14 protein-coding genes and 1 pseudogene are annotated in these 11,839 nt (G+C 35.2%); 6 read left to right on the top strand and 9 right to left on the bottom strand.

From position 1 onward, the window contains the following. Window positions 1-9: 9 nt before the first annotated feature. Both WQ57_RS21415 and WQ57_RS21410 read left to right on the top strand, forming a co-directional pair. A complete protein-coding gene (locus WQ57_RS21415) occupies window positions 10-849 on the top strand; it encodes a tyrosine-type recombinase/integrase (RefSeq protein ID WP_046525781.1) in 840 nt (279 codons plus the stop codon). A gap of 202 nt (window positions 850-1,051) precedes the next feature. Further along, entirely contained in the window at window positions 1,052-1,426 is a 375-nt protein-coding gene (locus tag WQ57_RS21410; RefSeq protein WP_046525780.1) for a hypothetical protein, read from the top strand. 214 nt (window positions 1,427-1,640) lie between these two features. On the opposite strand, the gene WQ57_RS21405 is transcribed toward WQ57_RS21410, so the two are convergent. After that, window positions 1,641-2,069: a YhfM domain-containing protein gene (locus WQ57_RS21405; RefSeq protein WP_046525779.1), complete on the bottom strand. Its 429-nt coding sequence runs from the start codon at window positions 2,067-2,069 to the stop codon at window positions 1,641-1,643. A gap of 872 nt (window positions 2,070-2,941) precedes the next feature. Here WQ57_RS21405 and WQ57_RS21400 point away from each other — a divergent pair. Further along, a complete protein-coding gene (locus WQ57_RS21400; protein ID WP_084820349.1) occupies window positions 2,942-3,208 on the top strand; it encodes a hypothetical protein in 267 nt (88 codons plus the stop codon). Between the two features lie 231 nt (window positions 3,209-3,439). Here WQ57_RS21400 and WQ57_RS21395 read toward each other — a convergent pair whose 3' ends face one another. The 4 genes from WQ57_RS21395 to WQ57_RS21380 form a co-directional block, all read right to left on the bottom strand. Continuing rightward, on the bottom strand, window positions 3,440-3,865 hold the full coding sequence (locus WQ57_RS21395; RefSeq protein ID WP_046525778.1) for a hypothetical protein: 426 nt from the start codon (window positions 3,863-3,865) through the stop codon (window positions 3,440-3,442). A gap of 274 nt (window positions 3,866-4,139) precedes the next feature. After that, window positions 4,140-5,462: an FtsW/RodA/SpoVE family cell cycle protein gene (locus tag WQ57_RS21390; RefSeq protein WP_046525777.1), complete on the bottom strand. Its 1,323-nt coding sequence runs from the start codon at window positions 5,460-5,462 to the stop codon at window positions 4,140-4,142. After that, entirely contained in the window at window positions 5,459-5,893 is a 435-nt protein-coding gene (locus WQ57_RS21385; protein WP_046525776.1) for a PadR family transcriptional regulator, read from the bottom strand. Before WQ57_RS21385 ends, WQ57_RS21390 begins: the two co-directional genes overlap by 4 nt. 3 nt (window positions 5,894-5,896) lie before the next feature. Next, window positions 5,897-6,448, bottom strand: coding sequence for a sigma-70 family RNA polymerase sigma factor (locus tag WQ57_RS21380; protein WP_046525775.1), 552 nt, complete (start codon window positions 6,446-6,448; stop codon window positions 5,897-5,899). A 451-nt stretch (window positions 6,449-6,899) separates the two neighbouring features. Between WQ57_RS21380 and WQ57_RS21375 the strand changes: the two genes are divergently transcribed. Beyond that, a complete protein-coding gene (locus tag WQ57_RS21375) occupies window positions 6,900-7,205 on the top strand; it encodes a hypothetical protein (protein WP_046525774.1) in 306 nt (101 codons plus the stop codon). Window positions 7,206-7,426: 221 nt separating this feature from the next. On the opposite strand, the gene WQ57_RS26790 is transcribed toward WQ57_RS21375, so the two are convergent. The 4 genes and pseudogenes from WQ57_RS26790 to WQ57_RS21355 all read right to left on the bottom strand — a co-directional run bounded on the left by WQ57_RS26790 (window position 7,427) and on the right by WQ57_RS21355 (window position 10,171). Continuing rightward, window positions 7,427-7,570: a hypothetical protein gene (locus WQ57_RS26790; protein WP_156183198.1), complete on the bottom strand. Its 144-nt coding sequence runs from the start codon at window positions 7,568-7,570 to the stop codon at window positions 7,427-7,429. Window positions 7,571-7,837: 267 nt separating this feature from the next. After that, window positions 7,838-8,608, bottom strand: a complete 771-nt coding sequence (locus WQ57_RS21370; RefSeq protein WP_241481609.1) for an SDR family oxidoreductase — start codon at window positions 8,606-8,608, stop codon at window positions 7,838-7,840. A gap of 642 nt (window positions 8,609-9,250) precedes the next feature. Further along, window positions 9,251-9,634 carry a hypothetical protein gene (locus tag WQ57_RS21360; RefSeq protein WP_046525771.1) on the bottom strand — a complete coding sequence of 128 codons (384 nt, stop codon included), beginning with the start codon at window positions 9,632-9,634 and terminating at the stop codon, window positions 9,251-9,253. A gap of 196 nt (window positions 9,635-9,830) precedes the next feature. Further along, window positions 9,831-10,171 (bottom strand): annotated as a pseudogene (locus WQ57_RS21355) (GNAT family N-acetyltransferase). Between the two features lie 687 nt (window positions 10,172-10,858). On the opposite strand from WQ57_RS21355, the gene WQ57_RS21350 reads away from it, so the two are divergent. Together WQ57_RS21350 and WQ57_RS21345 are read left to right on the top strand one after the other, a co-directional pair. Next, window positions 10,859-11,080, top strand: a complete 222-nt coding sequence (locus WQ57_RS21350) for a hypothetical protein (RefSeq protein ID WP_046525770.1) — start codon at window positions 10,859-10,861, stop codon at window positions 11,078-11,080. Between the two features lie 220 nt (window positions 11,081-11,300). Further along, window positions 11,301-11,839: tyrosine-type recombinase/integrase (locus tag WQ57_RS21345; protein WP_046525724.1), on the top strand; the 539-nt coding region annotated here is incomplete at its 3' end.

Below are 11,839 nucleotides of genomic sequence, written 5' to 3'. Positions count from 1 at the left end.
GGGATTGGGTTGTTAATATCAAAAGCGTGGGAAACATATGCAGCCGACAAACGAATTGAGGGCTTTTCACCGTATACAATAAAAGCTTATGGCATTCAGGCAAAGTTGCTTGTGCTATATTTCAAGGATGCAGAAATAGCCACCCTTAACACAGAAAATTTGAAGGAATACCTTAATAATTCAGCGGCGGCCCTAAAGCCATCCAGTATGGCACATAGGATACGGTTTATGAAATCCTTATTCCGTTGGTGCCACGAAGAAGGTCATATAAAATATAACCCTGCATCAAAGATAAAGGAACCGAAGGTCGGAAAACGCATACCGAAGTTCTTAACTGAAAGAGAAATCGAACTTCTGCGTGAAGCATGTGTTAGTCCGATGGAAAAGGCCTTGTTTGAATTTATGTTCTCGACAGGATGCAGGATCGGGGAAATTGTTTCGCTTGAACGTTATTGCATAAATTGGTCCAACCGTTCCGCAATTGTCAGGGGAAAAGGAGACAAGGAACATGAGGTTTATTTTAATATACGAGCCGAAATCTGGCTTAAGCGGTACATTGAAGGTCGCCAGGATACGGATCCTGCCATATTTGTGACAGAGCGGCTGCCACATCGCATGAGTATTGCCCAAATGAGATATGTCATAAAACGAATCTCAGCTCGTGCGGTCATAAATAAGGAAATTTATCCTCATCAGCTCAGGCACAGCTATGCAACCCATTTGTTGAATAACGGAGCCCCTGTTGAAGTCATACAAAGTCTTTTGGGCCACGAGAAGAGGGAAACCACACGGATTTATGCTCACCTGAGCGGAAGGCTGAGGCAGGAATTTTACCAAAAATATTTCTGAAGAAAAGAAGCAACGCTTGTCGGCGTTGCTTTTGTATTCTTGCACCCTATAGTTAAAGAAGGACGATAAACAATTTTATGGCTAGCTCCCTTTTTTCTTCAACAGGATAGTAAGTCCGAACTGCGCAACAAAAAAATCCATATACTTCCACTTTCTTAAATGTTATAATCCTTTCAAGTATACTTTGGAGGTCGTGTTAAAAATGATCAAATACTTCCTTGCTTTCTCTAGGATTTCTTTAGGTTTAATATTCCTAATTGCAGGTATAAATGGTTATTTTGTAATTTTAAATTTAGAACCCTTTATTGCAACAAGTCCTGAAGCAATGGCATTATTTGAGTTTCAATATCTACTTATCTTTGAAAAATCATTAGAGGTTATTTGTGGTTTATTACTATTAATTAATCGGTTTGTCCCGCTAGCCCTTTCAATTTTGTCGCCAATTATCGTCAACATTCTTTTACTTCATATATTCCTCGACCATTCTTTACTCATGTTAGCTATTTTACTTGTCATCTTGCATGGTTTTATGTTGTTCTGTTACAGAAAAAATTTTATAGGGATATTTGAAAAATAAATTCACTCCACAAAGTTTGTGTTACTTCACAGTATTTGCCTCCTACTACCCGTTTACAACTTGCTTATTAAACAATACTGCCCCGTTTGTTCAATAAGGAATTCAACGGTGCCTAATCCTTCATAGATCAAAGCACCCGTGTTTATGTTTAATTTTTCACAACCTTTTTGTGACGAACAAGCAAAAAAGACGATGCATTAAATGTTAAGGCGGCTTACTCTTCAAACTCTACGTCATTAATAACATCTACATTATCTCTAGAATCAACAAATTTAGTCAAATTTTCAACTGAGGTTTTAGATAATTCAAAAGTTTGACCTTCAGAAGGGTATAGATTTTGTATATAGCCAATTCCACTTGATGTAATCCATAAGTGATAGCCCTGTTCCTCATCTTTCGACACCAAATTAAATGATAATAATGGTTTAGTTTTAATTATATTGTCTTCATCCAATTTCTTTGCATCATTAACAGCATTCACAAATGTATTTACAATATTTTTATTGGAAATCACTTCATCTTGTTGGTTTCCCACACCGTTTTCCCAATAATTTACACTTACTTCTTCAACATTCTCAATTTCCGTTCCACAAGCCGTTAAGACTAATATTAAGATTGCCAAAAGAAAGAAATGTTTTTTCATAAAATCCCCCCATCTTACTTTATTTTAATTTAACCTAACATTTTTAAGCTAAAGAAATAAGTGGTGATTATTAAACCAACCTGCCCCGTTTATTCAATAAGGCTTTAAACATAAAAGGCGTTAATTCTCTTCCTGATCAACACATCCCACCCTATGGTTGAATTAGAAACTAAAATACACATTTTGGGACACATTATAAAGAAAATAAATGTAACACCCGAGAGCTGCTCTTTTGTCTTCAAATGTATACATTTATTTTGGCGCATACTACCATTCAATCCGCATTAGGGTGTTTGTTCCTCTGTATGGCTGTCCCTTTTAGTGAGCGAGGGACAGTTTTTTCAATCTCTAACTGCCTCAAGCCAAGTATGTGAGTAAGTATCGCATAATTCACTCTTTTCTTGATCATATTAAAAATGACGCTGCGAAGCATCAGCAAAAACTTAAATAAGCAGAAAAAATCTATCCTTACCCGAATCAGGATAGATTTTTTCTTTGGTTATAGAACTTTTAAAACCTGTTTATAATTCTAAGGGTGCTCACAGGCACCAGTTTCCCCTTATGAGTACAAAAAGCTATCCGTCCCGGGAGGTGGGTAGCTTTTTGTCATGTTCTTAATGCAGAATTGGTTCCTAAGATGAATTATACAAACATCTCTGACCAATTATCCCAATTTGTCAAATAAGAAAAATGCTACCTTGTTTGGGAGCTCAACTTCGAACCCATTAGTAAAACAATCTCTCCACGTTTACTACACATTTATTTAGACCTATGCATTAATCGGCATCCGCTCCTTAAATATAAAATAGGCGAAACTCCTTAACAATCTGAACATAGTTTACATTAGTTCTTTATTAAGGGGTGTTGGAATTATGAATAGTAATTGGTATCAAATTCAAAATCCTTTTCATTATCAATTGGGATCTGGTGACTTTCAATCTCAACAGTTAAAACATCATACAATGACGACTGTGGGAACTGCTGTAAAGTACGGTCTTCAAGAGGCTAAGGTAACCTCGTATCAGCATGCCATGTTGGAGGTAGCAGCCATTAGCTTTTTAATGGGCAAAGGTTATAATTTTCAAACTGCCCGACAAATTGTGGAATCCTGGGAAGTTAATGAAAAGTTTTACCGTTAAGTTATGACTTAATAAAAATATAGATATGAACGGGTAATTTGTAAGTAAACTGCCGTTCATTTTTTTTGGTCAATTATTTTCAAAATAATTGTACTAAAACCTTTGTTTCACAGTTTGTGTCAAAGACGAATTATGAGACCCTTGTTCAACTATCCTGCCCCATGTGTTCAATAAGGCATTCAACAAAAGGCGGTTAATCCTGCCTGGATCATCGCCCCGTTGAGTGAACAATTATTTTTGTATTACCAAAAGTGTTTTCTCGTATATCTGTATCTTATTGATATCAAAAGCATTAAGATTTATGATTTGGTCTAATTCCATATTTCTATCTTCTCCTTCTTCACCAGCCCAACAAATGTATAGCTCACAATAATCCCCCGCTTGGAGGTTAGCATCAAGCAGGTGACATAATGAAAGAAAACTCTCTTGTGATTCTGTATTACTTTTTGGGTACTCATTACGATAATGTTTATTAAACCAAATACCCGAGCCCCAAGGAGCAAAGAGTTGATATACATATTTAGTCGTAAAGTGCTTTTTCACACTAGCCAGTGCCTCATCGCCTGAAATACTTTCCATAATCAAAATTTTATTATCACTATCACCTTCACTATAAGGCAAAATAAAATTACAGCCGAGATAATTTAAAATGGTCATTTCAACCAATATCCTTTCTGTACTCATGTCCTTTAGTTTGTAGCTAATCTTGTTAAGCTAACCTGCCCCGTTAGCGTAATAAGCAATTCAATAAAAAAGTGCCTTATTTCTTCTTGGATCAAAGCACTAGTTACTTCAATAAGGGAAAGGCGACAGCTTTTATATAGCTATCGCCCTTTTTATCAACATTTAGATTTTTACTTTAAATTTAAATATCTATTTTTGGAATTCAAACTACTACTTTCCTTTATAAATTATAATTAATAATCGTTACTTAAATATCTGCTATCATGGGTTCTACAATATCTTTCCTTCGATAAACATTTAAAATGAGTCCTAAAACAGCAGCGTAAAAGACAATCCCACTGCCTCCATAACTAATAAACGGCAGGGAAACTTCCATCATCGGCACGACTCCAAGGCCCATTAAGATGTTCCAGGCAGTAGGAACCGCAAATAATACAGCACCACCAATTACGATCAATCTCCCATAGAGGTCCTTTGTTTTAAACGCATTTTTTGAGATCCTTGAAATAAATATCAGTAAGATCAAACAAAGAACGAATCCGAATGCCCAACCAAGAGAATAGATGAGGAAAGGGAAAGCAAAATCTGTATGTGCTTCTGGTAACATTTGAAAGTTCAAATCGTTGTGAAGTCCGTTACCGAACCATCCCGCTTCTGCAAGGACTTTCCTAACCGCCATATATAAATATCCCGCTCCATTTGGATTAGCATCAGGGTTTATAAAAACAGATAATCTAGTAAATAAATAACTTTGGCGTGAGGTCATGTAGATCATAATCATGAAAGTAATCCCAGCCAATAGATTTGTTAGGGCCAGATTTATAGCTAATTTCTTCTGGATTCGAGCGAAAGCAAACATCCCAAGTATACACAAAAAGTAAATAATACTAATGATAAAGTTTGGCACCATCATGTACAGCAAAATGGGAGTCCAAAACAAGACAAAAAGGAAACCTTGTTTTTTCCAACTTTGAAACTCATTCATCTTGTTAAAAATACCCGCCCAAGCAAGAAAAAAGAAAAATAAGCTCATCATAGTTCCATCGACCGTTAGGCCTGGAAGGGAAACCCACTTTTTTGCTCCGTTGACCATAAGTCCAAATAAATGGAGATATAAATGAATCAGTAAGCCGCCAGCATAAAAGTACATCCACCAGTTCTTTAATTTTTTATAATCAAAGAAAAGGAATCCAATGATGACAAGAACGGCCAGGATGTACCAGATCGCCTGTCGCCCCATAAAATAGGTGCTTGATAAGGAGATTTCAGGAATTCCATCAACTAGCGGCAGAAAACTAATGCCAGCAAACATAACAAATAAAACAATTAGAATCCAATCCATTTTTGGCTTGTGAAGCGGATTTAAATTCTCTCCAATGGAAAATGGATTTCCCATTTCCTGAATGGCCTTTTCATCTGCCTCCTCTTTAGAAAATCCTCTCTTTTTGTAAGCTTGGCTTACCTCTTCCAGGTGATGTGTAAGCTCTGTTTTTATCTTGTTGTGGGCTTCCTTAAATTTCACTTTGGACGTTACTTTCCTTAAAAATTCTTCAAATTCGGGAGAACTCATAAAGACGCCTCCTCTAGTAAGTGGTTAAGGGATAACTCTTGTTTTGAGGTATCTTGTTTATAGGTAGCTAAGTATTTTTTTCCTTTTGAATTTAAGGAGTAATATTTCTTTTTGTTTATCCAATTTGAAGTAAGTATTTCTTTATTTTCTAATAGATGTAGAAGGGTATAAAGCTGCCCTTCATTTTTTTGGAAAGTACGTTCATTCTTTTGAAAAAGTTGGGTAGAAATAGTGTATCCGTCCTTTGATTCATGCTGAACCGATTCTAATATAGCTATAATGGTTTCGATCTTCCAAGAATGAAATTGTGGTTGAGATTGACTTATACGAATGGCTTCTTTAACGGCATTCTTTCGTTCATTTGAAAAAGAAAAATCCTTAAAAACTGATTTTTCCATCGAACTCTTCAGGTTCGTAAATGGATCACTCATCTTCTAAACCTCCTCGATCATCTTGTCTTTTAATAAGTCTTTCGCACGCTTTAATCTAGTTTTTATTGTATTTATATTAACAGTGGTAATCTTACTTATTTCTGCTAAGGACAGTTCTTCATAATAATGTAGAAATACTACTTCTCTGTACTTTAGAGGTAAATTCAAGACAGCATTTGTTAAGATGTTTTCTTCACTATTCGCGATAATCTCTTCTTCAACCTGTTTTGATTTCGAAGGTATATAATCCAAAATTTTATCGCTAAGCGTTATTTTGCGATAATGCCAGCTTCTTAAATAGTCCTTACAATGATTACTAGCAATACGATATACCCATGTTTTTATTGCCGCCTGCTGATTAAACTGATGTAACCTTTCATAACACTTTATAAAGATCTCTTGCGTTAAATCTTCTGCTGTCGCTCGGTTTTTAACATATGTATATACGAGATGCAGGATATCATCGCTATATTCTTGCATTAATTGATCAATTATTTCCTCTCTCTCAAGCACCATACTTTCATCTGTCACCGCCAGTTGTTTTAGTCCATTCATCTTGTTATCACCCTCTCACATATAATAGACGTAGCTAACCTTCATCTGGTTTGAAAAAATATTGGATTTTTATGACCTTCTATAATCTAAGGTATAAATGGAAAAAGGAACAACTCTTATCGGATTGTTCCAGACTGTTGTATGTAGGTTAGATGGCTTATAATACTACTTATTCGATTAATAATATCTTACTTCTCAGAAGGAACTGCAAGTACAACAGCTCCTAAATTCAGAATTACTTATCGGCGTAAATGTGCATTTTATTGACGCTACCCCTTTTCTAACCTGTCCCGTTACTTTAATAAGAAAAATGCGTCTCCACATATTGTAGAAACGCACCCGTTACTTTAAGTGCAAAATTTCACAAACTATTTATATTTTAAGAAGATAGGGAGATGACCCCCCTTCTTTTTTCCTTTTTTTTGAATATAATGTTTTGGGGTGATTTAGAATGGAGAAATTGAAAAAGTTTGCCGTTGCTTTTGGGATCGCTGGAATGCTGGTTTCAGGTGTGGGAGCTGCAAATCCTGTTGATGCTGCATGGTCCAATATTGAACAGTCTCATTATGAAAAAGGGATTTTGATTGGGTGGGCTGACGGCAATTCTTTTGAAGTGAAAACATCATCAGGTAAGTATATGGTTTTTAGATCATCTAATGATTGGTATGAAAAGAACTTAATCTCAGGAAAATCTTACACCTATTATTATTACACAAATAAATATGGGCAGAATATCATTACCAAAATTCAAAAGTAAAGCTTTGGGCATAAGACCCAGAGCTTTTTCTTGCAATAGCAATAAATAAATTTTTAATGGTTCCTGTGTTCTCGTTCTCGGGATTTTCAGTAAATATTCATCGATGTAGGCTTTTTCTTTTTCAGAAAATTCACCACCAGATAATGCAAAGATATTTCCAATTTCCAGACTATTTGGAGTGCTTCCATCTGCGGCTTTGAGAAGTTAATCATTTTTGTTACCTAAGTTCTGAACCTTTTTAAAAGTTCCTCTTTTATCTTTTCTTTATAATCCGCATCTTGATCAGTAAATTTAATTTGAAGGCTACTTTTTAATCTGTCGTAGGCCCTCATGAATTCTTCAGTAGATAATTTTTCTAGGTTCATCAGATACCCCATTTTATGTTATTGTATCAAGAGCTTAATGGATTTTTCACCCATAGGCCCTAGGAGAAGTATAGAATTGTAATCTCCTCCATATTATTTATTTTTTGGGGCTTATCACCTTTTTTAAACTCCCCCCTTAGTTAAAAAGAAATAAATAATTTGCCCCGGTTAACTCTTTTTATTAAACTAAAGCACCCGTTAGTTTAAGTATAAATCTTCACAATCTTTTTAGGAAACAAAGAAGGCCCACTCAGTAGCCTGAATACCTCATTCGATCTTATTACTTAGATATTCTCCGAAGCTGATTTTCCCGTTTTTTCGAAAAGAATTTGTATTTTTCCCCTCGGAGATAGATTTGTACAGTTTTCCTGGAAATGAAATGCTTAAAACTTTATTAGATTCCTTATTTTTTTTGATTTTCAGTTCAACCATTTCTTTTAATGTCATAATATCTGGTCCACCAAAATCATCCGCTCTTCCTTGTGGATCTTTTTCCACTAAACCTATTAGATGACTGGCAAATTCACTAACATCAACACTTTGAAATTTAAAGTTTCCAGGGACAATATATCTTTTAAAGAGTGGTTTTGATATAAATAAATTTTCGACAAAATTGTGGAACTGAGTGGCACGTACAATTGTGTGATGGATAGAACAATTATTTAACAACTCTTCTGCTTCATATTTGTGTTTATAATATTTAAATGGTATTTCATCTATCCCAACAATTGACGGATAAATAAAATGTTTTATGTGTTTCATTTTACCTAAAAACTCCTTAAAAGCTAAAACCTCGACCATTTTTGAATTTTTAATCGGACTTGTTGCTGCGTGTATAATTACATCTACATCTTTTACTGCTACTTCTAATCCTTCACCAGACGATAAATCGCTATAAACCCACTCGAAATGTCCTAATCCTTCAGGTTTTCTTCTAGAAGTTATTTTAACTTTATAATCAGAACCTTTTAGTTGCTTAACTAAAGTTGACCCTAGTTGTCCTGTTGAACCAGTAACCAATATCCTCAAAGTAAACACTCCCACTCTAATGAATTTCTCTTTATTGTCAGATTTAGAAATTGAATTCTTGATTCAACAAAACTGCCCCTTTACTTCAATAGGTTCAACAAAAAAGAGCTTTAATCCTTCCAGGATCAAAGCACTCGTAAGTTGAACTAGAGAATAGAACCTTCACTAAGATATAGCGAGAATGGATAGAAATATACATAGAGCTGATGCAGATAATAAGATGACAGAAGTTAAACGGTTACTCCTAAGTTTAATTCCATATGCACAAAAAAAGATAGCGGCGGCCAATTTGGAGAAACTTTGATAATAAGCATTATTTGCAAAAAATGCACTGCTAAAAATTATTGAAATAAGCAAAGTTATAGAGATTAGGATTTTAAACCATAAAGGCTCTTTGAGGAATTGTTTAATCATAAATTTAACCCGCAGCATGCTTATAACTCCTCTTGGAGGAACTTTTGATATTAGTTAAGATATGGTGAATTTTACAAAATAGAACTTCCCTTGGTGTAAGGTCGAACATTGAAAGGAGTTGAACAGAAATGTTCCTCCACTAAAATGCCCCGTTTGTTCAATAAGAAATTCAACAAAAAGTGCCTTAATCCTTTTTGGATCAAAGCACTCGTTAGCTAAATAAAAAACCTCTCCATATTATTTAAAATTACTTGGAATTTTAACGAGAACATAATTTTCGGTCCACATTTGAGTGGTGGCAATTAATCTCCTTCCGTCTTTTTCAAAGAAGAGACCAGCACCATCTTTTTCTTTAAATTCCCATCCATTTGAACCAATCATTTGTTTTATATTTTCATCAGCAACCGAGATACCTTTATTCCCACTACGTGTGATATACCAAATAGAATCGCCTTCTACTGCAATTTCTGCTATTTTATTTTCCGATTCTTTCAGAATATCAATAGCTTCTTTTGCAGACGTATCATCTATCGGAAGAGAAGGATAATGAAATTTATTTACAAAAGCAAACACTGCAATAACGGCTATAAATAAACATAAAATCATTCCAACTTTTTTCAATTCATTACCCCCTTTCTAACAAATACGATTATCAATCATTATAAGTTCCTAAGCATTCAAACATACTTGCCTTTGGATTAACTTATTCAACTAATCTGCCCCGTTTGTTCAATAAAGGATTCAACAAAAAAGGGGCTAATCCTTCCTGGATCAACGCACCTGTTTAGTTGATAAAGTAATATGGATGTCGTAAATATTATTTTCTATGCATTACAAATTGTGATTTGCTATATTTAAAATTGTTTTTTTATAGAAAGGTACTAAATGGCCCTCACAAAACAAACTGATTACATCGATATGTGAAAGCTCATCTAACAATTTTGATACGAGTAGTTTTCCTATACCTTCCTTTCGATATGAACTATGTATAACAACATCTTCAATGTACGCTCTAAAATTCCCGTCTGAAACAGCTCTGGCGAAACCAATAAGAGTATCGTCTTTCCACGCACCCACTGATTGTTCGTTGTTTAATATCTCTTCAATATCTTGTTCTATTCTTTCTTCCCACCAACCTACATCCTTATATAGCTGCATAACATCTATGGCTTTTATTTGTCTTTCAGCGCAGCTTAATATTTCTATATTCAAGTTTTGCTCCTCCCAATGACTTTTACTTAATTTTACATCGTTATAACCTAGGTGTCTTTCTTCAATTAGACTGTCCCGTTTGTTTAATAAGGAATTCCACAAAAGGCGGTTAATCTTCGATCAACGCACTCCTAAGTTGGAAAATGCATATCCAATGCTTTGCATCCCTTTTTCTTGTACCTTTCCACCCCTTTTTCTGTAACTCTTTAGCAATTAACATATTAAAAAAACCGTGTCCAACTAACACCACCGATTTATATTCATGGTAGCGTAGTCAATTAGCTGTTGTGATGCCTTAATTGCCCTGATTTTTGCCTGATTTAAAGATTCGCACTCGTTTGAATAGCCACTGAACCATAGTATCCTTAATACAATCGCCCAGATACTTGGCTTTAACTTTACATTAAATAATTGTGATGAATTAGAAGGTAACTCGGTTTCTCGAAATAAAGGGTCAGAAATGATTTTCACTACTGGATTTAATAATCTTGCTGACTCAACAGCCCTTTTTAAACACTGGTAATAACAATTGCACATTTAAGTATAAAGTTTTGGAAACCAACCCCTGTCCATTTCGGGCATCGTTAGTTATTAATATAATGTATTATCTGAATAAAGAAAGGAGTGAACATATTGGCTGATACACAACAAGCACAATGCACTTGTGAAGGAGCTAATCCATTACTTTGCGTTGCTATCCCCTGTGGTATAGAGATTAACCTTCTTGGTATAGAAATCACGGTTGGTCCAATCTGTATAAACGCAGAAGAAGTTGAGGAAAATGGTGCAATTGACCCAAAAGCCCAGCTTGAAGCTCTTCAAGGACTGTTTGGCTATTTAGCTTCCCAAGTTTAATTGACTTTAAGTCGGTTTAGATGTGATATTCTGAATTTAAAGTCAAGAACTCGCCGTAATTGGCGAGTTTTCTTTATTATTTGTGTCTGGAGCTTCTCCAACTATAGCACCAATATATTCTTTATTAAACTATCCTGCCCCTTTAGCTTAATAAGTCTATATTTCGATAATCCAGGCAATAATTCCTCTTAAAAGAAGAGTTTAAATGGAGGGGATTGGGTTGTTAATATCAAAAGCGTGGGAAACATATGCAGCCGACAAACGAATTGAGGGCTTTTCACCGTATACAATAAAAGCTTATGGCATTCAGGCAAAGTTGCTTGTGCTATATTTCAAGGATGCAGAAATAGCCACCCTTAACACAGAAAATTTGAAGGAATACCTTAATAATTCAGCGGCGGCCCTAAAGCCATCCAGTATGGCACATAGGATACGGTTTATGAAATCCTTATTCCGTTGGTGCCACGAAGAAGGTCATATAAAATATAACCCTGCATCAAAGATAAAGGAACCGAAGGTCGGAAAACGCATACCGAAGTTCTTAACTGAAAGAGAAATCGAACTTCTGCGTGAAGCATGTGTTAGTCCGATGGAAAAGGCCTTGTTTGAATTTATGTTCTCGACAGGATGCAGGATCGGGGAAATTGTTTCGCTTGAACGTTATTGCATAAATTGGTCCAACCGTTCCGCAATTGTCAGGGGAAAAGGAGACAAGGAACATGAGGTTTATTTTAATATACGAGCCGAAATCTGGCTTAA

The sequence above is a fragment of the Mesobacillus campisalis genome, assembly GCF_000986785.1.
Taxonomy (GTDB): Bacteria; Bacillota; Bacilli; order Bacillales; family Cytobacillaceae; genus Mesobacillus_B; species Mesobacillus_B campisalis.
This window is presented reverse-complemented; position numbering and strand designations above follow the sequence as displayed.